General features: G+C 68.8%; 21 protein-coding genes. 7 read left to right on the top strand and 14 right to left on the bottom strand.

Going from position 1 to position 21,862, the window contains the following annotated elements; translation table 11 throughout:
• The first annotated feature begins 139 nt into the window (after window positions 1-139).
• Both SFC76_RS17365 and SFC76_RS17360 read left to right on the top strand, forming a co-directional pair.
• Window positions 140-1,429: an Hsp70 family protein gene (locus SFC76_RS17365; protein ID WP_322850662.1), complete on the top strand. Its 1,290-nt coding sequence runs from the start codon at window positions 140-142 to the stop codon at window positions 1,427-1,429.
• Between the two features lie 94 nt (window positions 1,430-1,523).
• Complete coding sequence (locus tag SFC76_RS17360) at window positions 1,524-3,455, top strand: CocE/NonD family hydrolase (protein WP_322850661.1); 1,932 nt, start codon at window positions 1,524-1,526, stop codon at window positions 3,453-3,455.
• A 1-nt stretch (window position 3,456) separates the two neighbouring features.
• Here SFC76_RS17360 and SFC76_RS17355 read toward each other — a convergent pair whose 3' ends face one another.
• A complete protein-coding gene (locus tag SFC76_RS17355) occupies window positions 3,457-4,317 on the bottom strand; it encodes an oxygenase MpaB family protein (protein ID WP_322850660.1) in 861 nt (286 codons plus the stop codon).
• Between the two features lie 53 nt (window positions 4,318-4,370).
• Here SFC76_RS17355 and SFC76_RS17350 point away from each other — a divergent pair, with 53 nt between their 5' ends.
• Entirely contained in the window at window positions 4,371-5,114 is a 744-nt protein-coding gene (locus tag SFC76_RS17350; protein WP_322850659.1) for a class I SAM-dependent methyltransferase, read from the top strand.
• A 216-nt stretch (window positions 5,115-5,330) separates the two neighbouring features.
• A complete protein-coding gene (locus SFC76_RS17345; protein WP_322850658.1) occupies window positions 5,331-5,807 on the top strand; it encodes a DUF1440 domain-containing protein in 477 nt (158 codons plus the stop codon).
• A gap of 341 nt (window positions 5,808-6,148) precedes the next feature.
• On the opposite strand, the gene SFC76_RS17340 is transcribed toward SFC76_RS17345, so the two are convergent.
• The 8 genes from SFC76_RS17340 to SFC76_RS17305 form a co-directional block, all read right to left on the bottom strand.
• Window positions 6,149-7,189 (bottom strand): sensor histidine kinase, encoded by a 1,041-nt coding sequence (locus SFC76_RS17340; protein ID WP_322850692.1) that lies wholly within the window; start codon window positions 7,187-7,189, stop codon window positions 6,149-6,151.
• Between the two features lies 1 nt (window position 7,190).
• Window positions 7,191-7,637 (bottom strand): response regulator, encoded by a 447-nt coding sequence (locus SFC76_RS17335; RefSeq protein ID WP_137899422.1) that lies wholly within the window; start codon window positions 7,635-7,637, stop codon window positions 7,191-7,193.
• Complete coding sequence (locus tag SFC76_RS17330) at window positions 7,634-9,145, bottom strand: sensor histidine kinase (RefSeq protein ID WP_322850657.1); 1,512 nt, start codon at window positions 9,143-9,145, stop codon at window positions 7,634-7,636. The genes SFC76_RS17335 and SFC76_RS17330 overlap by 4 nt, the downstream gene beginning before the upstream one ends.
• A 272-nt stretch (window positions 9,146-9,417) precedes the next feature.
• Window positions 9,418-10,176, bottom strand: a complete 759-nt coding sequence (locus SFC76_RS17325) for an exonuclease domain-containing protein (RefSeq protein WP_416222439.1) — start codon at window positions 10,174-10,176, stop codon at window positions 9,418-9,420.
• Between the two features lie 161 nt (window positions 10,177-10,337).
• Window positions 10,338-10,802, bottom strand: a complete 465-nt coding sequence (locus tag SFC76_RS17320) for a PH domain-containing protein (protein WP_322850656.1) — start codon at window positions 10,800-10,802, stop codon at window positions 10,338-10,340.
• A 30-nt stretch (window positions 10,803-10,832) separates the two neighbouring features.
• The gene (pgmG, locus tag SFC76_RS17315; RefSeq protein ID WP_322850655.1) at window positions 10,833-12,200 is read right to left on the bottom strand and encodes a phosphoglucomutase/phosphomannomutase PgmG; all 1,368 of its coding nucleotides are present in this window, start codon (window positions 12,198-12,200) and stop codon (window positions 10,833-10,835) included.
• Entirely contained in the window at window positions 12,197-12,460 is a 264-nt protein-coding gene (locus SFC76_RS17310) for a J domain-containing protein (protein WP_322850654.1), read from the bottom strand. The genes pgmG and SFC76_RS17310 overlap by 4 nt, the downstream gene beginning before the upstream one ends.
• Window positions 12,457-13,245: a division plane positioning ATPase MipZ gene (locus SFC76_RS17305; protein WP_322850653.1), complete on the bottom strand. Its 789-nt coding sequence runs from the start codon at window positions 13,243-13,245 to the stop codon at window positions 12,457-12,459. The genes SFC76_RS17310 and SFC76_RS17305 overlap by 4 nt, the downstream gene beginning before the upstream one ends.
• Before the next feature lie 86 nt (window positions 13,246-13,331).
• Between SFC76_RS17305 and panC the strand changes: the two genes are divergently transcribed.
• Window positions 13,332-14,177 carry a pantoate--beta-alanine ligase gene (panC, locus tag SFC76_RS17300; RefSeq protein WP_322850652.1) on the top strand — a complete coding sequence of 282 codons (846 nt, stop codon included), beginning with the start codon at window positions 13,332-13,334 and terminating at the stop codon, window positions 14,175-14,177.
• Between the two features lie 78 nt (window positions 14,178-14,255).
• Window positions 14,256-14,552, top strand: a complete 297-nt coding sequence (locus SFC76_RS17295) for a hypothetical protein (RefSeq protein ID WP_322850651.1) — start codon at window positions 14,256-14,258, stop codon at window positions 14,550-14,552.
• 58 nt (window positions 14,553-14,610) lie between these two features.
• Here SFC76_RS17295 and SFC76_RS17290 read toward each other — a convergent pair whose 3' ends face one another.
• Both SFC76_RS17290 and SFC76_RS17285 read right to left on the bottom strand, forming a co-directional pair.
• Complete coding sequence (locus tag SFC76_RS17290; RefSeq protein ID WP_322850650.1) at window positions 14,611-15,621, bottom strand: amidohydrolase family protein; 1,011 nt, start codon at window positions 15,619-15,621, stop codon at window positions 14,611-14,613.
• 110 nt (window positions 15,622-15,731) lie between these two features.
• Window positions 15,732-16,778 (bottom strand): glycoside hydrolase family 5 protein, encoded by a 1,047-nt coding sequence (locus SFC76_RS17285; RefSeq protein ID WP_322850649.1) that lies wholly within the window; start codon window positions 16,776-16,778, stop codon window positions 15,732-15,734.
• 154 nt (window positions 16,779-16,932) lie between these two features.
• Here SFC76_RS17285 and SFC76_RS17280 point away from each other — a divergent pair, with 154 nt between their 5' ends.
• Window positions 16,933-17,382, top strand: a complete 450-nt coding sequence (locus SFC76_RS17280) for a DUF3617 domain-containing protein (RefSeq protein ID WP_322850648.1) — start codon at window positions 16,933-16,935, stop codon at window positions 17,380-17,382.
• Between the two features lie 43 nt (window positions 17,383-17,425).
• Here the strand turns inward: SFC76_RS17280 and SFC76_RS17275 are convergent, their stop codons facing one another.
• From SFC76_RS17275 to recF, 3 genes are all read right to left on the bottom strand, one after another.
• A complete protein-coding gene (locus tag SFC76_RS17275; protein ID WP_322850647.1) occupies window positions 17,426-17,701 on the bottom strand; it encodes a hypothetical protein in 276 nt (91 codons plus the stop codon).
• A gap of 272 nt (window positions 17,702-17,973) precedes the next feature.
• Window positions 17,974-20,499 (bottom strand): DNA topoisomerase (ATP-hydrolyzing) subunit B, encoded by a 2,526-nt coding sequence (gene gyrB, locus SFC76_RS17270; RefSeq protein ID WP_322850646.1) that lies wholly within the window; start codon window positions 20,497-20,499, stop codon window positions 17,974-17,976.
• 212 nt (window positions 20,500-20,711) lie between these two features.
• Complete coding sequence (gene recF, locus SFC76_RS17265) at window positions 20,712-21,767, bottom strand: DNA replication/repair protein RecF (RefSeq protein WP_322850645.1); 1,056 nt, start codon at window positions 21,765-21,767, stop codon at window positions 20,712-20,714.
• Window positions 21,768-21,862: the final 95 nt, after the last annotated feature.

Raw genomic sequence — 21,862 nt, 5'->3', positions numbered from 1 at the left:
GCGCACAAGCGGGGGAGGTTCCTATTCGGTGCCGTGGCGAAATTGCTCCCCCTGGCGGGGGAGGAATTGTTATAGGCGCCAGGTCGGTTGCCCTATCCGCACTTGCGGGCGCCCCGCGCGTCATGACAAAGCCGCGCGGATGACGTCCTTGCCCGCCCTCGGCCTCGATTTCGGAACCACCAATTCGGTCGCCGCGGTCGCGTGCGGCGAGGCGGCCGAATTGGTCATGCTCGATGCGCCCGACGGCGACCAGGCGGTGTTCCGTTCGGCCCTGTGCTTCTGGGAGGACGGCGACGTCCGCGGCGGGCTCGCAGCGGAGGCGGGACCGTGGGCGATCCGCGAATATCTCGACTTTCCCGAGGGCAGCCGCTTCATCCAGTCGTTCAAGTCGGTCGCCGCCAGCGCCAGCTTCGAGCATGCCACGATCTTCGAGCGGCGGATGCGGTTCGAGGATCTCGGCAGCCTGTTCGTCGCCAAGATGCGCGCGCATGCCCGCGGCCGGCTGGACGGGCCGATCGCGCGCGTCGTCGTCGGCCGGCCGGTGGCTTATGCGGGCAGCCGGCCCGACGAGGCGCTGGCGCGCAGCCGCTACGATCTGGTGTTCGGCGCGCTCGGCGCGGAGGTCCATTACGTCTACGAGCCGCTCGGCGCGGCGTTCAGCTACGCGGCGCGGCTGACCGAACGCGCGACGATCCTCGTCGCCGATTTCGGCGGCGGCACCAGCGACTTTTCCGTCGTGCGCGTCGACGTGCCGGGGGCCGCGCGGCGCTGCGTGCCGCTCGGCCATGCCGGCGTCGGCATCGCCGGCGACCGCTTCGACCAGCGGATCGTCGACCGGCTGGTGATGCCGTTGCTCGGCAAGGGCGGGTCGTATCGCTCGTTCGACAAGGTGCTGGAGATCCCCGGCGGCTATTTCGCCGATTTCGCCGACTGGTCGCGGCTGGCGCTGATGCGCAACAAGCGGACGCTCGCCGAACTGGAGAAATTGCGCCGCTCGGCGCTCGATCCCGACGCGATCGGGCGGATGATCGCGGTGATCGAGCAGGAGCTGGGCTATCGGCTCTACGACGCGGTCGGGCAGTTGAAGCGCGCGCTGTCGGAGGCGGAGCAGGCGCGGTTCGTGTTCGAGGGTGCCGGGCTGGCGATCGAGGCCGAGGTGACGCGCGACCAGTTCGAGGCGTGGATCGCGCCCGACATCCTGCGCATCGACGCCGCGGTCGACAGCGCGCTGGCCAATGCCGGGGTCGAGGCGGCGGCGATCGACCGCATCTTCCTGACCGGCGGCACCTCGCTCACCCCGCGCATCCGCCGCCTGTTCGACGAGCGCTTCGGCGCGGAGCGGATCGCGACCGGCGGCGAACTCACCTCGATCGCGCACGGATTGGCGCTGATCGGCGTGCAGGACGACATCGCCGCCTGGGCGAGCTGACGCGGGTCCGCCTGCCCGGCTTGCGGAATAAGGCCACTTGCCGTTTCCGGCATGCCGCGCCTAGCATAGGTCATTCATTCTGTCGGAGATCCCCATGCGCGCTGTCCTGTTGCTGTCCTCGCTCGCCCTGCTCTCGGTCGGCGTACAGGCGCAGCAGCAGCCGGCGGGTGACATTCCGGCACAGTTCAAGCTGGTCGATACCGCCAACGATTACATCAAGCGCGAAGTGATGATCCCGATGCGCGACGGGACCAAGCTCTATACCGTGATCGTCATCCCCAAGAATGCGACCAACGCGCCGATCGTGCTTACCCGCACGCCCTATAACGCCAAGGCGCGCGCCAACCGCAGCGACAGCAGTTCGATGCTGGCGACCTTGCCGCTCGCCGACGAGATTTTCGTCAAGGGGGGCTATATCCGCGTCTATCAGGACATCCGCGGCAAATACGGGTCGGAGGGCGATTACGTCGTCACCCGGCCGGTGATCGGGCCGCTCAACCCGACCCCCCCAAATAAGGTTGGGGTCGATCACGTCACCGACGCCTATGACACGATCGACTGGCTGGTGAACAAGGCGAACCTGCCGCAGTCGAACGGCCGCGTCGGTATGATCGGCTCGTCCTACGAAGGCTTTACCGTGGTGATGGCGCTGCTCGCGCCGCATCCCGCGCTCAAGGTCGCGGCGCCGGAAAGCCCGATGATCGACGGCTGGATGGGCGACGACTGGTTCCATTACGGCGCCTTCCGCCTCGCCAATATCGCCTGGCTCGGCGGACAGACCGGCTACAAGGGCAACGGCACCGTGCCGCCCACGGGGGGCTGGGACGATTACGACAATTTCCGCGAAATCGGCTCGGCGGGCGATTGGGCGAAGAAATCGGGCTACGACCAGCTCCCGTATTGGAAGCGGATGTCGCAGCATGCCGCCTATGACGATTTCTGGCAGGGGCAGGCGCTCGACAAATTGCTCGCCGCCAATCCGTCGAACGTGCCCACGCTCTGGGAACAGGGGCTGTGGGATCAGGAGGATATGTACGGCGCGATCACCGCGTGGGAGGCGCTGAAGGCGAAGGGCAAGGCGGGCAACAATTTCCTGGTGATGGGGCCGTGGCGGCACAGCCAGGTCAATCGCGAAGGCCGCAGCCTGGGGCCGTTCCAATGGGACGGCGACACCGCCGCGCAATTCCGCGAGCAGATGGTGCTGCCGCTGTTCGACCAGTATCTCAAGGACGGTCCGGCGGCGAACCTGCCGCAGGCGGCGATCTACAACACCGGCGAGAATCATTGGGATCGCCTCAACAACTGGCCGCTCGCCTGCGAGAGCGGCTGCGCGGCGCCGCTCAAGCCGATCTACCTCCAGGCGGACGGCGGGCTCGGCTTCGGCAAGGCGGCGGCGGGCGGCGACAGCTATGTCTCCGACCCCGCCAAGCCGGTGCCGCATCTGCCGCGTCCGGTCAATTTCAAGGATGGCCGCTGGGGCGACTGGCTGGTCAGCGACCAGCGCGGATCGGACGGGCGGCCCGACGTGATGACCTATACGACGCCGGTGCTGACCGCGGCGATGCGCGTCTCGGGCGCGCCGATCGCCGATCTCTATGCGGCGACGACCGGCACCGACGGCGATTTCGTCGTCAAGGTGATCGACGTCTATCCGGCGGAGAACGCCACCGATCCCAAGATGGGCGGATATCAATTGCCGATCAGCCTCGACATCTTCCGCGGCCGCTATCGCGACAGTTTCGCGCATCCGAGCGCGATCCCCGCCAACAAGGTGCAGCATTACCGGTTCCGCCTGCCGACGGTGAACCACGTCTTCCAGCCGGGGCATCGCGTGATGGTGCAGGTGCAGTCGAGCCTGTTCCCGCTCTACGATCGTAACCCGCAGACCTATGTGCCCAACATCTTCTTCGCCAAGCCGGCGGATTACCGGAAGGCGACGGTGACATTGCGCCGTGGTGGCGCGACGCCGAGTGCGGTGCTGCTGCCGGTGGTCCCGATCGAGCAGGCGCAAGCGCGGGGACAGTAATTCAGCTCTGCGTCGTCGCGCGCTTCGCCGATCCGTCGCGGAGCGCCCAGCGCAGGACCGAGGCGATGCCGGCGACGCCGGCGCGCACCGCGGGCTTGCCAAGCGGCGGGCGATCGAGCCCGTGCATCCGCGCCGCCCAATCGGGAAGGAGGTCGATGCCCCCCTCCATCAGCACGGTCTGCGCGGGGGCCATCGCGAGGCTGGCGGGTTGCTGGCGGAGCAATGCGCGCGATACCTCGCGGGTGCGGTGGTCGACGCGCAGCTGCGGGCGGATCGCGGTGAAATAGGCGGCGAGCGCCGCGCGCGTCCTGGGCACGCCGGTCGCGCCGAGCCGTTCGGCAACGACGGCATATTCGGCGAGATAGCGGTCCTGCTCCGCCGCCGGGAAGGCGGGGTCGCGGTAGCGGCGGTGCGCGGCGAGGAAGCTCGCGACCTCGGCGACATGGACCCAGGTGAGCAGGTCGGGATCGTTGGCGCTATAGGGCGTGCCGTCGGGCAGGGTGCCGGCGACGCGGTCGTGGATGCCGCGCACCTTGGCGATCAGCGCCTCCGCGGTCGCGGTCGAGCCGTAGGTGGTGCCGGAGATGAATTGCGCGGTGCGGCGCAGCCGGCCGAGCATGTCGCGGCGGAAGTTGGAATGGTCCCACACCCCCGCCAGCGCGCCGGGATGGAGCATCTGGAGCAGCAGCGCGGCGACCCCGCCCGCCATCATCGCGGTGAAGTCGCCATGCACCACCCACGCGGCCGAGCCGGGGCCGAACAGGCCGTCGTCGCCGGGCGGGCGGGTGAGATCGACCGCTCCGTCACCGAAACCGACCAACCGATGCACCTGAGTCTGGATCGTGTCGCGAAGATCGGCCATGCTGTCTCATCTAGTGCGGCCCGGCGGCCAAACCAGTGACGGGAGACGTAACGATGCGCCTGGCTCTTTCGATGTTCGCGGCGGCGGCGCTGACCACCGCGGTGGTGGCGCAGGACAAGGCGGCGCCCGCCGGCCCGGCGATCACCCGCGCGCTCGCCGATCCCGCCCGCGCCGACCAGGCGGGCGACGATGCCCGGCGACAGGCGGCGGCGGTGCTCGCCTTCGCCGGGGTGAAGCCGGGCGACACGGTGGTCGATTATCTGCCCGGTGCGGGCTATTGGACGCGGATCTTCACCGGCGTGGTCGGGCCGAAGGGCAAGGTCTATGCGCTGTGGCCCGCCGCCGGCGCCAAATATGCCGAGAAGAGCCTGCCGGCGTTGCAGGCGCGCGGCCTCGCCAACGTCGTCGCGCAGGTGCAGCCGACCGATCTGCCGACCGCGCCGCAGCCGGTCGACCTGTTCTGGACGGTGCAGAATTACCACGACATCCCCAACAAGGGCGCGGGCGAGCCGGCGTTGCGCGCGTTCGACGCGGCGGTGTTCCAGTTGCTCAAGAAGGGCGGCACCTATGTGGTGATCGACCATGCCGATGCGCCGGGCACCGGGCTGACCGGGACCGAGACGAAGCACCGGATCGATCCCGCGGCGGTGCGCCGGCAGATCGAGGCGACGGGGTTCCGTTTCGTCGGGGCGAGCAAGGTGCTCGCCAATCCGGCGGACGACCATAGCAAGAACGTGTTCGATCCGGCGGTGCGCGGCAAGACGGACCAGTTCGTGCTGAAGTTCCGGAAGCCGTAGGACCGCAAATTCCTCCCCCGCCAGCGGGAGTGAACCAGCGAAGCGGGTGGTGAGGGAAGACAGGGTAGGAGCTTCGCAATCGGGCTTCCACCCTTTCCTCCCCCTCCACCATTCGGCTGGCGCCGAACGGTCCCCCTCCCCCTGGCGGGGGAGGAATTTGGGGGCCTTTTGGTCGCACTGCGCGTTACCTCGCCGACTTATCGGAAGGGAATGCCTGTGCCGTCATTGACCAAGACCCTTGCCGCCGGGATCGCCGGTGGGCTCGTCGCCAGCCTGGCGATGAACCTGTTCCAGTCGGTGAGCGCGTCGGCATTCGGGCAGACGGGCAGCAACGACGATCCGTCCACCGTGAAGGCGGCGGACAGCGCCAAGAAGGCGGTCACCGGCGATGCGGTGACGCAGAAGCATCGCGCCGCGGCGGGCGAGCTGGTCCATTATGCCACCGGCGCGGCACTGGGTGCGGGCTATGCGCTGGCGGTGCGGCAATGGCCCGAATCGAATGCGGGGTTCGGATCGGCATTCGGGATCGGCGTGGCGACGATGCTCGACGATGTCGCGGTGCCGGCGTTCGGCTGGGGACCGGGGCCGACCGAGACGCCGCCGGAGACGCATGCCTATGGGCTGGTCAGCCATGTCGTGTTCGGGCTGGTGCTGGAAGGTACGCGGCGGGCGATCGTCGAGACGCTCGACTGATTCGATTGCGGCAGGAATGCGGCAACGTGGACAAGATGGACACCTGAACGAAAACGATCGGGGGCGATCGTTTCCATTCTGGTGGTGATAGACGGAAGACGGGATAGCGCGTCTGGCCATTCCTTGCTCTTGTCCTTTACCGCCGGGGGGTGGGGGCAGCGACGGGGCCGAGATGGGAGAAACACCACCGAGGACGTTGCTACCTCCCCCTCCGTCATGCCTTCGGCATGCCACCTCCCCCTGGCGGGGGAGGAATTTGTCGCTGCTTAGGACGCTGGTGGGGTGTAGGACAGGGGCGGCTATTTCGCCTTGTGGCTCAACGCGTTACCTTCTGCGTCGACCTATACCGCGGCGCGGAGGGTGGCGCAGACGCCGTTAGTGCGGGGTTCGTATTCGACGATCGTCTGCAGGCTCTGCGCCATCGCGCGGATCAGCTTGGTGCCGAGGCCGGTGCCCTTCGGCGTCGCTTCGGCGGGCATGCCGCAGCCGTCGTCCTCGACCGAAAGGCGGAACGCCTGTTCGCCGTCCGCGGAGAGCATCACCCGGATCTCGCCGCCGGCGCCGGCGGGATAGGCGTATTTGCAGGCGTTGGTGACGAGTTCGGTGACGATGACGCCCAGCGACACCGCCTTGTCGGTGGGCAGGCGGATCGGTTCGGCGGCGACGCGCAGCGCGTGCGGCGCGGTGTCGCTGGACAAGGTTTCGGCGAGTTCGGCAACGAGCGAGCCGAGATAGTCGCGCATGTCGACGCTCTCGACATCGTTCGCCGAATAGAGGCGGCGATGGACCTGCGCGATCGCGCCGATCCGCCGCTGCGTATCGTCGAGCGCGGCGCGCGCGGTCGGATCGGCGAGCGCGCCGGCCTGTAGCCGCACCATCGCCGAGACGAGCTGGAGCGAATTGGCGACGCGGTGATTGACTTCGCCGAGCAAAGCCTCAAGCCGCGCGTTGCTGGCGCGCAGGTCCTCCTCGGCGCGTGCCTTTTCGCGCGCCAGCAGGCTGCGGTCGAGCACCTGTTCGAAACTGGCGGCGAGCAGGTCGAAGAAGTCGTCGCCGATCGTCTTGACGACGTAATCGGCGGCGCCCGCCTTGAGCGCGGCGACCGCGATCCGCCCCTCGTCCGAGCCGGTGACGTAGACGACCGGCGGCATGACGGGGAGCGCGGCGAGCCGTTCGAGCGTCTCCAGCCCGTCCATCCCCGGCATGTAATGATCGACCGCGATCAGGTCGAACGGCTGCGACGCCGCCAGCATCAGCCCCTCGGCGCCGCCCTCCGCGGTGGTGACGCGATAGCCGCGCCGCGCCAGCCCGCGCGCGGCGAGGCGGCGGATGCCGTCGTCGTCGTCGATATAGAGTACGCTGGGGTTGGCGGCTTCGGCCAGATCAATGTTCCTCGACTGCGGGGACCTGGATCACCGACAGGAACAGACCGAGCTGGCGGATCGCCTGTGCGAAGCTTTCGTAATTGACCGGCTTGGTGATGTAGACGTTGCAGCCGAGATCGTAGCAGCGCTGGATCTCGATCTTGTCGTCGGTGGTGGTCAGCACGACGACGGGGGTGCGCTTCAACGGGCTGCCCTCCGCCTTGATCCGCTGGAGGATGTCGGTGCCGCTCATGTCGGGCAGATTGAGATCGAGCAGGATCAGCGCCGGCGCGCCCTTGGCGGGACCGTCGTCCGCCTCGAACAGATGGTGGAGCGCCTGGGTGCCGTCGGTGAAATGCTTGATATCGTTGAGGATGCCGGCGCGACGAATGTTCTTCTCGATCAGCCGGGCATGGCCTTCGTCGTCCTCGATCATCACGATGCCGACGGATTGATGGGCGTTCATGCTGCGCTGTCCTGACTAACGTAGGTCTTGGGAAGATTGAGGCGGAAGGTGGAGCCGCGGCCCGGTTCGCTCTCCACGTCGATCGTGCCGCCGAGACGATAGGCGAGCGCCCGGACGTGCGCCAGCCCGATCCCCTCGCCGGGCTGGTCCTGCTGGCCCGAACGGCGGAACAGGTCGAAGATGCGCTGGTGATCGCGCGGGTCGATGCCGCGGCCGTTGTCGGTGACCGACAGGATGACGCGGTCGCGCCGCTGCTCGCCGGCGACCGTGATCACGCCGGGGCGACCGGGCTGGAGATATTTGGTGGCATTCTCGATCAGGTTCGACAGGATCTGTTCGAGCGCGACGCGGTCGGTGACGACCGGCGGGATCGGGCGGCGGACGCTGAAGGCGATGCCGCGCTCGTCGAGCAGGTGGCGGATCGAGCCGGCGACGGTGTCGGCGATCGCGCCGGGATCGATCGTCTCGGGCGCGATGACGCGGCGGCCCTCGCGCGACAATTTGAGGATGGCGTTGATCAGCCGGTCCATCTTCTGCGTCGAGGTGCGGATGAAGCCGATCGATTCGGGCAGGTCCTCGCGCACCGCGAGCCGCGCCTCCTCGCTGACGATATGCGGCGCCTCCGCCTCGGCGCGATCGACCAGCTCGGTGAGCGGGGTGGTGGCGGCGGCAAGCTCGGCGGTGAAGCCCATCACGTTGACCAGGGGCGAGCGCAGATCGTGGCTGACGATATAGGCGAACCGCTGGATCTCTTCGTTGGCGCGGCTGAGATCGGCGGTGCGCTCGTGCACGGTTTCTTCGAGATGCTCGTTGAACTCGCGCAGCGAATCGCGCGAGCGGGCGAGGTCGCGGGTATAGCCGAGCACGGTGAGCAGCGAGGCGAGCGCGACCAGCGCGAGGATCACCGCGGCGAGCGCGAGGATGCCGTAGAAGATGCGCACGCTGGTGCGCTGCGCCGCATCGCGCTCGGCGAGCAGGCGGCGTTCGGTGACCGCCATCCGTTCGAACGCGTCGCGGATCGAGGTCAGGCGGCGCACGCTCGCCTCGGTGCGGAACAGCGCGACCGCGGTATCGGCACGACCGGCGTCGATCAGCGCGATCGTGCGCGCGCGCTGGGTGAGCAACGCCTGGATCTCGCCGCGAAGCTGCCGCAGCGTCGCGATCTGCGCCGGATTGTCGCGGGTGAGATGCTGGAGATAGCCGAGCGCGACGGGGGTCGCCGCCGACCAGCGATGATAAGCGTCGCGATATTCGGGGTTGCCAGTAAGCAGATAGCCGCGCCGCGACGCCTCGCCCTGTTCGATCAGCCGGCGTGCGTTGCTGACCGCCAGTTCGACCTCATAGGTGTGGTTGACCGAGCGGGTGTGGCTCTCGTTCTGCCCCGTCGCCCAGCCCGCGCCGATCCCCGCCGCGACCAAAGCGAGGAAGCCGAGCGCCATGAACGTGACGAGCAGCCGGCCGAAACGGCCCTCGGATACGACGAACGGGTTGCGGACTTTTCTGATCACGCGCGGGGCTTTACGCGAGGCGGTGTCGTTACGCCAGCGACGCCGTCGGGGGTCGTGACGCCAGCGACGCCGTCGGGGTGGGGGGCCTAGGCCGGATCGACATCGGGCAAATTCCTCCCCCTGGCGGGGGGAGGTGGCGCGGCGAAGCCGTAACGGAGGGGGAGGTAAGCGACCACTCCGGTTCCGTGTCCTCCCCCTCCGTCATGCCTTCGGCATGCCACCTCCCCCTGGCGGGGGAGGAATTTAGCCAAAACTCCGGACGCCTTCCCGATCTACAGCAGCAATTCCTGCGTGGTGGCGCGGCCGACGGCGCCGCCGCCGCTGCGACGGTCCATCTCGGCGTTGGCGGTGAAACGGATGTCGGGGTCGCGATCGGCCATGAACGCCATCAGGCTCTCGTGGTCGAGTTCGCTCCACGCCTTGCCGCGATGCGGGCCGTAGCGGACGCGCGGGATCAGGCCGGGCGTGCGCGACCAGTCGAGCAATTGCGCGACGCTCGCCTCGTTGAGCTGGTCGCGCAGATGGTGCGCGGTGACGTAGGCGTCGGGGAAGGCGCGGTGGACGGGCAGGCCGCGGTCGTGATCGAGGCCGGCGGGCTTGCGCCAGTAGCGCAGCACCTGATTGGAGAAACTGGGCGAGTCCGGCCAGAGGCGCAAAGCGCATTTCCAGGTGCAGATCCACTCCTGACCATGGGTTAGGTTGGGGGTGCAGAATTGCTGCTCGAAATCGGCGCGGTGCGCGGCGAGTGCGAGGCGGCGCGGATAGGGATCGAGCACGCGGCGCGCGACGTCGTGCCACCACGGCGCCTCGGCGACATGCTCGTCGAGGATGTGGTGGATCGCCTGGGTGATCGGCGGGATGGCGCGGCCGGGGTTGACCAGGATCGCCCCGCCTTCGCCCTCCAGCTCCCAGCGGCCGTCCTGCTGGAGCGCGACATCCTGCCAGCCGATCTCGCACACGCCATGCGCCGGCGGCGCGCTGCCGGTGGTTTCGAGGTCGATGACGCGGATGATCTGGGGGGTGGGTCGCATTATGCCCTAAATGGGCGCTTGGCGGCGATTATGCCAGTGGGAAGGGGGCGTGCCGGCGTCGCTGCCCTATCCACGTTCGTCACCATGGGTCCCGACTTTCGTCGGGATGACGAATGTGGGTGAGGGATGACGAACGTGGGGTGGGTGGGGCAGGGCGGGCCTTACCGATAATCCTCGTCGTCGATGTCCATCTCGCGGACGCCGCGCAGGCGGCGGGCGCGGTCGACGAGCTTGCGCAGGCCTTCGCGGCGCTCGCGCGCGGCGGGGATGTCGCGCAGCACGAATTGCGCGTTGCCGGTGGTGCGGTCGGAGGAGGTGATGGTGATCGTGCCGATGTCGGTGATCTGGTTGATAAGCGAATAATCGACGCGGACGTCCTTGATCCGGTACAATTCGATCTCGTCGATCGACTTCATGACGAGGCCGCGCTTCACGATCAGCCGCTGGTCGGTGATCGCATAGGAGGCCGACAGATTCTGCAGCCAGCGCACCGCGATGACGATCAGGCCGACGCCGATCGCGCAGGCGAGGATGGTCAGCCAGCCGGTGAAGCTGCCGAACAGCCAGCGATTGGTGCTCGACCGGAAATTGTCGACCGGCCGTTCCGTGCTGTAGGTCCCCACCATGCGCCGACCCTATCCGGCGCGCGGCGGCTGTCAATCGCGCGTGACGCCCGACGCCGCGAGCGCCGCGTCGATCGCGGCGAGGAGCGCGTCGAGCCCGACCTGATCCGCCGCCTCGGCGCGGGCGGTGAGCACGTCCTGCGTGTTGGAGGCGCGCAGCAGCCACCAGCCCTGCGGCGTGGTGACGCGGACGCCGTCGATCGCGATCACCGGGGTGCCGGCAGCCTCCAGCCGCGCGCGGACCTCGTCGATCACCGCGAACTTGCGCGCGGGATCGACCGGGAAGCGCAGGTCGGGGGTGTTCACCAACGGCGGCATCGCGTCGCGCAATTGGGTGAGCGAGCGGCCGGACAGATGCACCGCGCGGATCAATTGCACCGCGGCGTGGAGCGCGTCGTCGAAGCCGTACCAATCGTGCGCGAAGAAGATATGGCCGCTGAGTTCGCCGGCGATCGGCGCGTGGTGCGCGAGCATCGCCTCCTTCATCAGGCTGTGGCCGGTGGCGCCCATCACCGGCGTGCCGCCGAGCGCCGCGATGCGGTCGAAGACGAATTGCGAGGATTTGACGTCGGCGACGACGGTCGCGCCGGGCAGATCGGCGAGCACCGGCGCGATCAGCAGGCTGAGCAACTGGTCCCCCCACAGCACGCGGCCGGCGCCGTCGACCGCGCCGATCCGGTCGCCGTCGCCGTCGAAGGCGATGCCGAAGTCGAGTCCCTCGCGGCGGACCAGCGCCTTGAGGTCGGCGAGGTTATGCTCCTCGGTCGGGTCGGGGTGATGGTTGGGGAAGCGGCCGTCGACCTGCGTGTAGAGCGTATGGTGCTCGCCGGGGAGCAGGGCGGTGAGCGCCTCGACCGCGGGGCCGGCGGCGCCGTTGCCGCAGTCCCAGCCGATCCGGTAGTGGCCGCCGCCGTGGCCGGCGAGGAGCCGCGCGACATAAGCGTCGAGCACGTCGGCGTCGGCGATGCTGCCCGCGCCCTCGCTCCACGCGCCGGCGGCGGCGATGCGGGCGAGGTCCTGCACGTCGGCGCCGTAGAAGGAGCGGTGGCCGAGCACCATCTTGAAGCCGTTGTCGTCGCGCGGATTGTGGCTGCCGGTGACGTGGATGCCGGCGTCGACGCCGAGCGTCGCCTCGGCATAATAGAGCATCGGCGTCGGCCCGATGCCGATCCGCACCACATCGACGCCGCCGGCGACGAGGCCGGCGACCAGCGCCGCCTCCAGCTCGGGCGAGGACAGGCGGCCGTCGCGGCCGACCGCGACGCGGCGGCCGCCGGCGGCGCGGACGCGGGTGGCGAAGCTGCGGCCGATCGCCATGGCATCGGGGGCGCCGAGGTTGCGGCCGACGGTGCCGCGCACGTCATATTCCCGCAGGATCGCGGGCGACAGGACGTGGCTCATCCGCCGTGGCGCAGCGCGCCGAGCAGCAGGTCGCGCGCCGCGTTGATTTCGGTGCTCGCGGCTACCGAGCCGCCGCGGTCGGGATGCGATTCGGCGAGCAGGCGGCGATGCGCGGCGCGGATCTCGCCTTCGTCCGCCCCGGCGCGCAGGCCCAGCACCTGCCGCGCGCGCTGCGTGTCGGTGAGCTTCGGGCGCTTGGCGGCCGGTCGCAGATAGCGCCATGCGAACCAGATCAGCCCGATGACGAACAGCCATTTCATGCGGCGGCCTGCGGGACGCCGGGCTCGGGCAGCTGGAGCGCGCTCATCATCTCGCGCAATTCCTGCCGCGAGGCGACGTGGCCGAGGCCCATCGCGCCGAATTCCTTCGAATCGATCATCGTCAGCCCGGCGGGGAACAATTCGCGATAGATCACGCGTTCGCCGAGGCCGGGGATGATGCGGAAGCCGACGCGCTTGGCGAGCTGGCCGAGCGCATCCGACACGCGGCGCATGTTGCGCGCCTCGATATGCTGGAGGCGGTTGCGCAGCACGACCCAGTCGATCTGGGTGCCGTCGGCGCGGGCGCGCTGTTTGCGCGCGTCCCAGATCAGCTCCGAATAGAAACTGGGGCGGGTGACGTTGAACGTCTCGGGATCGACCTGCCCGATCAGGTCGAAATCGACGAAGCTGTCGTTCATCGGCGTGACCAAGGTGTTGGACAGCGCCGCGGCGGTGCGCGCGAAATAATCGTCGCGGCCGGGGGTGTCGATGATCAGGAAGTCGGCGCCCTCCGACAGGCGCTGCCACGTCTCCTCGAACACCGACTCGCTCGCGCCGTCGTGCGTCGCGTGAATCGGCATCGGCAGGTCGCTGCCGGTCCGCTTGATCGTCGCGGCGCGGTTCTCGAGATAGCGGCCGACGGTACGCTGGCGATGGTCGAGGTCGAAGCACGCGACCTTGGCCCCCTTGGCGGCGAGCGCGATGGCGACGTGCACCGCGGTCGTCGACTTGCCGGTGCCGCCTTTTTCATTGGCGAAGACGATGACGTGTGGCCCTGCGGGCACGGTTCGTTCCTTATCGATGCTGGCGGGTTGCTCGGTCACGACGCTCTTCATAGAAGCCGCGCGCTCATTGTTCGAGGGATTAAACGGTGCTGACGGTTCGAGACCTGGACGGGCTGCGTGCGGCGGTCGCCGCTTTCCGCGCGGACGGCGCGACGATCGCGCTGGTGCCGACGATGGGGGCGCTGCATGCGGGCCATATGGCGCTGGTCGAGGCGGCCCGCCGGCCGGGCACCAAGGTGATCGCGTCGATCTTCGTGAACCCCAGGCAATTCGGCCCGAACGAGGACCTCGGCCGCTATCCGCGACGCGAGGCGGCGGATGCGCGGCTGCTCGCGGAGGGCGGCTGCGACCTGCTGTGGCTGCCGCCGGTCGAGGCGATGTATCCGGCGGGCTTCGCGACCAACGTCGGCGTGACCGGGGTCAGCGACGGCTTCGACGGCGCGGCGCGGCCGGGCCATTTCGACGGCGTCGCCACCGTCGTCACCAAATTGTTCAACCAGACCGATGCGGATGTCGCCTATTTCGGCGAGAAGGACTTCCAGCAGCTCGCCGTGATCCGCCGCATCGTCGCCGACCTCGACATGGCGATCGAGATCGTCGGCGTGCCGACGCAGCGCGACGACGACGGCCTCGCGCTGTCCTCGCGCAACATCTACCTCGACGACGAACAGCGCGCCAAGGCGGTGGCCTTGCCGCGCGCGCTCGGCGTCGCGGCGCGGGCGGTGGGGCGCGGCGACGATATCGAGACCGCGCTCGCCGAAGCGCGCGCGACGCTGATCGCGGCGGGGTTCACGGTCGATTACATCGCGCTCGCCGATGCCGAGACGCTCGCCGAATCGCCTGCCGCGGACCGGCCGCGGCGGCTGCTCGCGGCGGCGCGGATGGGCGCGACGCGGCTGATCGACAATATCGCGGTCGAACCGAACGCCTGATCGGTAGGGTTGCCTCTGCGTTAACCAATTCGCAGGACGAATCGCCGATGGTGTCGTCATGACGAATGGGGGCAAACCATGGGCAATAGTTTCAAGAGCGCGCAATTCCTTATAGACAGCCGCATCGCCGATGCGATGCGCGGCCGGCCGGAGGCGCTGTTCGACCTCGGCGTCTGCTACCAGACCGGCACCGCCGGCGCGGCGGTCGATCTGATCGAGGCGCATAAATGGTTCAACCTCGCTGCGGTGGCGGGTTTCAGCGACGCCGTCGACGCCCGCGCCGAAGTGGCGGAGGACATGACCGCCCGCGAGATCGCCGCCGCACAGCGCCAGGCGCGCGACTGGCTGGGCATGACCCAGCGGCGCGCGGCGTAACGGGGTTCCTGCTACCGCCACGGATGCGCATCCCCCGACGTTAGACGGCGGTTGCCGTTTATCGGGCGGGCGGGCTGTCCTGCTGCGCGATGGCGCCGGTCAGGCGATCCCAATTGGCATGGGCGAAGCCTTGCCGCGCGGCATCGTCGAGCTGGACCGATTCGAGGAAATGGCGCGGGGCGCCGCCTTCCTTATATTGATAGGGGAAGTCGGTGGAGAACAGCAGGCGCTCGGGGCCGACGATCTCCAGGCAGCGGTGGAGATAGGTCTCGCTCCACATGCCGCTGCCGGTGACGTACAGGTTGCTGCGGGCATAGTCCGACAAGGATCGGCGCAGATCGAGCGCGCGTGCGAAGACCGCGGACGTGCGCTCCAGATAGAAGAGCACCACCTCGCCCCAGTGACCGAGGATGATCTGCAGGTCGGGAAGCTCATCGAACACGCCGGCCGCGGCGAGACGCAGCCATTGCAGCCCCGCCTCATAATGCCAGCCGAGGCCGAATGCCGCCAAAGCGAGGTCGGCCGTCTCGCCGATCCCCGAATAATTGGCCTGACGGACCCCCGCCAGCGGGGTCTGCGGATGGATGAACAGCGGCACGTGCAGCTCCGCCGCCTTGGCGAGCAGGGGGCGCAGATCGGGATGGTCGAGATGACGCTCGCGCGTGCGGCCGCAGAGCAGCGCGCCCTTCAATCCGAGGTCGCGGACCGCGCGTTCGAGTTCGCGCGGCGCGGCGTCGGCATCCGGGGTCGGCACGGCGGCGAACCCCTGGAAGCGGTGGGGATGGCGCGCGCAGGTTTCGGCGATCAGGTCGTTGACCCGCTGCGCCGTCTCGACCGCCGCTGCGGGGGCGAGATTGTGCAGACCGGGGGTGGTGAGCGAGAGCACCTGCACGTCGACGCCCTGTTCGTCCATCAGCGCGATCCGGCCGTCGCCGAGATCCGCGAGGCGGCGGCCGTTCTCGCCACCGTCGGCGAAGGCCGAGACCGGATCGTGCGGGGGTGGCGCGGCGTCCCAGGCGTCGCGGACGAAGGGGGGCAGGACATGCTCTTCGATCGCGATCAGGCGCATGGGCAATCTCTCGGGACGACAGGCCTAGGCGGGGTAGACATTCAGGTCATGAAGTCTTCCCCCTTGCGGGGGAGGACTTCTCAAGGACCGGAATGGCGGTCCCGGTCCGGTCAACGAGGCGCCGCGGCTTTGGTTTCTTCCGGCACGAGCGCCTGGCGGATCGGCTCCACCCAGCGGTCACGATCGATGTCGTACAGGATGAAATCGCTGTCGAACTGCCAATAGGCCCAGGGGAAGCCGTGCGCCTCCGCTTCGCGGCGGACGGTCGCGGTGTAGCGCGCGCGTGCCGCCATCGGCGTGCCGCTTTTCTCATAGGCGCCGAATTCGCCCATCAAAACCGGGCGATCGTTCGCCTTCGACCATGCGCCGACGGTGTCGTAATCGGCCTTGATCCGCCGTTCGTCCGCCGCGGTGAACGGCACGTTCTTGACGCCGGTCAGCTCGGGTGCCCAGGGCGCGCCCTGATGCGTGAAGCGGAACGGTTCGTAGGAGTGGAAGGTGACGAGGATGTTGCGGTCGGCCTCGGGCAGGTCGAGCTTGGGCAGTTCCTCGAGATTGTTCCAGCGGCTCGGGCCGATCACCAACGTGCGCTGGGGGTTCGTCCGTCTGACCAGGGGGATGAGCGTGCGCAGCATCGCGTTCCAGCGCGCATCGTCCAGCGGCGCGTGCGGTTCGTTGAGCAGTTCGAACAGCACGGACGGCGGTGCATCGCGATAGCGTTCGCCGATCTGCGTCCAGAAGGCGATCAATTTGGGTTCGCACGCATCCGGCGCCTTCGAACAGACGTTGAAATCGTGTTCGTCGATGATGACGCTGAGGCCCGCGGCGCTCGCCTCGCGGACGACCCGGTCGAGCGTCGCGAGCCATTGCGGATCGAGCCGGTTCTGCGCGTCCATATGGCTAAACGACTGGAGCACGACACGGACGAAATCGAACCCGCCCTGTCGGATGATGCGGAAGTGGCGCGTCTTGAACCGCGCCTTGGCCGCGTCGCGCCACAACGGGTCGTAGCCGAGGATGTTGATGCCGCGGTGCAGGCGCGCGGCGGTGCGCCACGCCGGGCCGGTCCCCGTCGTTGCGGCGGTCGCGGCCGGCGCCGTCGCCTGACCCGCCGCGATTGCCGGGGCGACCGTGGGTGCGGCGAGGATCAGGGCCAAAGTCAGTAACTTAGAGGTGAACCGCACGGCGCTGACCCTTCGCAAGACGAGAGCTTGGGCGGTAGCCGATCCGGCGGGGGTTGTCCTCTTATTCGGTGCGGCGGGCGGCGATCGGCTGCTTGCGCTGGCGGCGGGCAGGCGCCATGGCCTGTGGATGCGCAGCCTGACCCTGTTCGCCGTTCTGCTCCCGCTGCCCGCGGTCGGCGCCGCCCAGTCGCTCGCGCAGGAGCGCTGGGACGTCACGTCGACGGTGGTCGATCTGACCGTGCCGGGGGCGCCCGGATTCTTGCTGCGGATGGCCAAGGGCAAATCGCGTGCGGAGCATAAGTGCGTCGCGCCCGGGCAGACCATCGCGGCGGTGCTGGCGCCCGATCCGAAGGCACGATGCCGGGTCGACAAGCAGCAGATCGCCGACGGCCGCTACACGCAGGCGCTGACCTGTCCGCAGAAGAACGGGACGCCGATGCAGGTCAGCCGCGCCGGGACCTTTACCGCCGCTGGCTTCGTCGGCCGCGCCGAGATGACCGGTCAGACGGCCAAGGGCAGGATGAACGTCGTCCTCGATCAGCGGGCGGCCCGGGTCGCCGGCACCTGCAAGGGCTGACGACGGGGCGGGCCCTCCCGTGGCGTCGATCGCGCCGGAGGGATCAGTGGTCGACGGGGATGTCGGCGATCTCGGTGTTGGACAGGCCGGCGCTTTCGTCGCGCAGGAAGCGCAGCAGCTCCGCCACCTCGGGCGGTCCGAAGCGGAGGCCGAGGTCGTCCATCTGGATGAAGATCGCCTGCTGCCTGTCCGGCGACATCGCCGCGACGACATCGACGCATTCCGCCAGCGTGCCTTGGCCCACGACGTCCGACATCGCCTCGGTATCGCCTTCGATGGCGTAGATCGTCGCGGGTTCGCTTAACGGATAGGTCGTCATCGCTGCTCCTGTCGGTCGCTGTCGCGACGATAACGTGCGGGGGCGGGAATGGACGCAGGCGTTGCGCCGCGTTTGAAGAAGGTCGTTAGGCACTGTGGGCCGGATCGACGTTTAGGGTCGCCCTCAATTCCTCCCCCGCCAGGGGGAGGTGGCATGCCACAGGCATGACGGAGGGGGAGGACACGAAACCGAAGTGGTCGCTTACCTCCCCCTCCGTCACGGCTTCGCCGCGCCACCTCCCCCTGGCGGGGGAGGAATTGAGGGTGTCAAACCTAGACGTCCAGGTTGGCGACGTTCAGCGCGTTGTCCTGGATGAATTCGCGGCGGGGTTCGACGACTTCGCCCATCAGCTGGGTGAAGATCACGTCGGCGGCCGAGACGTCTTCCGAGGTGACGCGCAGCATCGTGCGGTTCGAGGGATCGAGCGTGGTCTCCCACAATTGGTCGGCGTTCATCTCGCCGAGCCCTTTGTAGCGCTGGATCGCCAGGCCCTTGCGGCCCGCGGCGAGGATCGCGTCGAGCAATTGCGACGGCCGCGCGACGAGGCTTTCGCCGCGCGAGACGGTGGTGGTGATGCTGCCGATCTGGCCGGCGTTCTCCTCGGCCTCCTCGCCGCCGTCCGTGGCCGGTTCGGGGTCCGCCGCGGTGGCGGCGAGGCCCTTGAGCGGGATCAGCTTGCCCGCCGCGACGAAGCTTTCCGCCTGTTCGGCGGCGAGGCCGTGCAGCTTGCGCGCCTCGGCGCTGGCGAGGAAGGTCGCCTCGACGATGTGATGGTCGGTGACGCCGCGCCACAGCCGTTCGAAGTGGATGCCGCCGTCCTCGGTCAGCCGCGCGGTCCAGCGCGCTTCCTCGTCGCCCGATTCGAGCCGGCGGACGACCTCGGCGACCGTCGCCGCACGCTGGTCGCGGGTGAAGCTGGGGTCGAGCGCGCCGGCGAGCGCCAGCACCTCGATGATCACCGGGTCGTAGCGCCGCGGCACGTAGCGCATCAGCGTGCGCATGCGGCGGGCATGGTCGAGCAGGCTCTTGAGGTCGGCGCCCGAGCGCGTGCCGCTCGGCGCGTCGAACACCATCGACGAGACGCCGGCGTCGACCAGATATTCGTCGAGCGCGGCATCGTCCTTGAGATAGACTTCCGACCGGCCCTTGGTCGCCTTGTACAGCGGCGGCTGCGCGATGAAGAGGTGACCGCGGGTGATCAGCTCGGGCATCTGGCGGTAGAAGAAGGTCAGCAGCAAGGTGCGGATATGCGCGCCGTCGACGTCGGCGTCGGTCATGATCACGATCTTGTGATAGCGCAATTTGTCGGCATTGAAGTCGTCGCGGCCGATGCCGGTGCCCATCGCCTGGATCAGCGTGCCGATCTCGCGGCTGGCGATCATCCGGTCGAAGCGCGCACGCTCGGTGTTGAGGATCTTGCCGCGCAGCGGGAGGATCGCCTGGAAGTGGCGATCACGGCCCTGCTTGGCCGAGCCGCCGGCCGAATCGCCCTCGACCAGGAACAGCTCGGACTTGGCCGGGTCCTTCTCCTGGCAGTCGGCGAGCTTGCCGGGCAGCGAGGCGATGTCCATCACGCCCTTGCGCCGGGTCAGCTCGCGCGCCTTCTTGGCGGCCTCGCGCGCGGCGGCGGCGTCGATGATCTTGCCGACGATCGAGCGGCCGTGGGCGGGATTTTCCTCCAGCCATTCGGCGAGCTTGTCCGCCATCAGCGATTCCAGCGGCTGGCGTACCTCGGACGAGACGAGCTTGTCCTTGGTCTGGCTGCTGAATTTGGGATCGGGCAGCTTGACCGAGACGATCGCGGTGAGCCCCTCGCGCATGTCGTCGCCGGTGAGCGTCACCTTCTCCTTCTTCAGCATCCCCGACTTGTCCGCATAATTGTTGAGCGTGCGGGTCAGCGCGGCGCGGAAGGCGGCAAGGTGCGTGCCGCCGTCGCGCTGCGGGATGTTGTTGGTGAAGGCGAGGACGTTCTCGTAATACGAGTCGTTCCATTCGAGCGCGACGTCGATGCCGACCTCGTCGCGCTGGCCGTGGATCGCGATCGGTTCGGGGAACAGCGGCGTCTTGGCGCGATCGAGCCACTTCACGAACGCGGCGATGCCGCCCTCGTAATAGAGCTCGACCGTCTTCGCTTCCTCGTGGCGTGCGTCGGTGAGGAACAGGCGGACGCCCGAGTTGAGGAACGCCAGCTCGCGATAGCGATGCTCCAGCTTCTCGAAGTCGAATTCGGTGATCTTGAACGTCGCGGGCGAGGGCAGGAAGGTGACGCGCGTGCCCTTCTGGCCGGGCGCGGCGGGGCCGACGACCTTGAGCGGGGCGACCGCGTCGCCGAACGCGAAGCGCATGTAATGCTCCTCGCCGTCGCGCCAGATGGTGAGATCGAGGAATTCGCTCAACGCGTTGACGACCGAGACGCCGACGCCGTGCAGGCCGCCCGACACCTTGTAGGCATTGTCGTCGCTGGTGTTCTCGAACTTGCCGCCGGCGTGGAGCTGGGTCATGATGACCTCTGCCGCCGAGACGCCTTCCTCGGGGTGGATGCCGGTCGGGATGCCGCGGCCGTTGTCGGTGACGCTGACCGATCCGTCGGCGTTCAATTGGATGTCGATCCGGTCACAATGGCCGGCGAGCGCCTCGTCGATCGCATTGTCGCTGACCTCGAACACCATGTGGTGGAGGCCCGATCCGTCGTCGGTGTCGCCGATATACATGCCCGGCCGCTTGCGCACCGCGTCGAGGCCCTTCAGCACCTTGATCGACGAGGCGCCGTATTCGTTCGCATTCTGGGGTTCTGCCATAGCGAGGATATAGGGATTACAGGGGCGGAACGAAAGCGAAATGGGCGGTTGGGGGTGGTGAGGCAATTCCTCCCTCGCTTCAGCGGGGGAGGGGGACCGCCCGGCGCAGCCGGGTGGTGGAGGGGGCGTTTCCGCATACGGCGAACGTGCCGTATCCTCCCCCTCCGTCACGGCTTCGCCGCGCCACCTCCCCCTGGCGGGGGAGGACTTATTCACCCCAGTTCCACCCGCGTCGCGTCGCCGCCGATCGCGGCGAACAGCGCGGGTTCGGTCCCGGTCATCCACACCTGCCCGTGGCCCGCGAGCCGGTCGAACAGCGCGGCGCGGCGGAGCGGGTCGAGATGCGCGGCGATCTCGTCGAGGAGGAGGATCGGGGCGTGGCCGGTGCGCTGCGCGACGAGTTCGGCATGGGCGAGGACGATGCCGAGCAGCAGCGCCTTCTGCTCGCCGGTCGAGGCGAGCGCCGCCGCCTGCGCCTTGCCGAGATGCGTGACGGCGAGGTCGGCGCGGTGCGGACCGGCGAGCGCGCGGCCGGCGGCGGCGTCGCGCGGGCGCCCCTGGCGCAGCGCGTCGAGCAATTGCGCGCCGTCGCCGCGCCAGCCCTCCAGCGCCAGCGCGGCGCGCGCGAACGGGCCGTCGGGCTGGTCCGCGAGCCGTTCGCCGAGCAGCGTGACGGTGGTGCAGCGTGCGGTCTCGATCGCGCCGCCATGATCGGCCATCTGCGTCTCCAGCGCGGTCAGCCAATCGGGGTCGGCGGGCGCATCGGCGGCGAGCAGGCGGTTGCGTGCGCGCATCGCCGCCTCGTAGCGCGCGGCGTGATGCGCATGGCCGGGGAGCAGCGCCAGCGTCAGCCGGTCGAGGAAGCGGCGGCGCTCCCCCGCCGGCTCGACGAACAACCGGTCCATCGCCGGGGTCAGCCACAGCACGGTGAGCCATTCGGCGAGCGTATTGGCGGTGGCGGCGGCGCCCTGGATACGCAGCTGGCGGCGGTCGGGCGCCGCGGCGAGCGTGCCGGTCGCGATCTCGACGTCGCCGCCGGGCGCGGCGAGCGTCGCGGCGATGCCGAAGCCGCCCGCGCCGCCCTGCCGCTGCATGTCGGCGAGCGCGGCGCGGCGCAGCCCGCGGCCGGGGGCGAGCAGCGACACCGCCTCGAGCACGTTGGTCTTGCCCGCGCCATTCTCGCCGGTGAGCACAACGAAGCCCGGACCCGGCGCGAGCGCAAGGCCCGCATGGTTGCGATAATCGGTCAGGACGAGGCGCGAGAGCATCGTCCGCCCGCCTATAGCAAAGCAATGGAGCGGCAAATCGCCGTCATCGCTGCCGATCCGGGCATATCCGCTTGATCGGCAAGGAACGGATGCGA

Origin of the sequence: Sphingomonas sp. CD22, assembly GCF_034556155.1 — a bacterium.
Classification (GTDB): domain Bacteria; phylum Pseudomonadota; class Alphaproteobacteria; order Sphingomonadales; family Sphingomonadaceae; genus Sphingomonas.
Note: the sequence above shows the minus strand (reverse complement) of the source record. Positions and strands in the feature narration are given on the sequence as shown.

Coding starts and splice junctions, on each gene's coding strand:
- SFC76_RS17290 (WP_322850650.1), bottom strand. CDS start 15,621: ATGCGCCTGATCGCGATCGAAGAGCATGTCCTGCCCCCCTTCGTCCGC.
- SFC76_RS17335 (WP_137899422.1), bottom strand. CDS start 7,637: ATGAACGCCCATCAATCCGTCGGCATCGTGATGATCGAGGACGACGAA.
- SFC76_RS17365 (WP_322850662.1), top strand. CDS start 140: ATGACGTCCTTGCCCGCCCTCGGCCTCGATTTCGGAACCACCAATTCG.
- SFC76_RS17325 (WP_416222439.1), bottom strand. CDS start 10,176: ATGCGACCCACCCCCCAGATCATCCGCGTCATCGACCTCGAAACCACC.
- SFC76_RS17350 (WP_322850659.1), top strand. CDS start 4,371: ATGCGCCTGGCTCTTTCGATGTTCGCGGCGGCGGCGCTGACCACCGCG.
- SFC76_RS17275 (WP_322850647.1), bottom strand. CDS start 17,701: ATGACGACCTATCCGTTAAGCGAACCCGCGACGATCTACGCCATCGAA.
- SFC76_RS17310 (WP_322850654.1), bottom strand. CDS start 12,460: ATGAAATGGCTGTTCGTCATCGGGCTGATCTGGTTCGCATGGCGCTAT.
- gyrB (WP_322850646.1), bottom strand. CDS start 20,499: ATGGCAGAACCCCAGAATGCGAACGAATACGGCGCCTCGTCGATCAAG.
- SFC76_RS17320 (WP_322850656.1), bottom strand. CDS start 10,802: ATGGTGGGGACCTACAGCACGGAACGGCCGGTCGACAATTTCCGGTCG.
- SFC76_RS17360 (WP_322850661.1), top strand. CDS start 1,524: ATGCGCGCTGTCCTGTTGCTGTCCTCGCTCGCCCTGCTCTCGGTCGGC.
- SFC76_RS17280 (WP_322850648.1), top strand. CDS start 16,933: ATGCGCAGCCTGACCCTGTTCGCCGTTCTGCTCCCGCTGCCCGCGGTC.
- pgmG (WP_322850655.1), bottom strand. CDS start 12,200: ATGAGCCACGTCCTGTCGCCCGCGATCCTGCGGGAATATGACGTGCGC.
- SFC76_RS17295 (WP_322850651.1), top strand. CDS start 14,256: ATGGGCAATAGTTTCAAGAGCGCGCAATTCCTTATAGACAGCCGCATC.
- SFC76_RS17355 (WP_322850660.1), bottom strand. CDS start 4,317: ATGGCCGATCTTCGCGACACGATCCAGACTCAGGTGCATCGGTTGGTC.
- recF (WP_322850645.1), bottom strand. CDS start 21,767: ATGCTCTCGCGCCTCGTCCTGACCGATTATCGCAACCATGCGGGCCTT.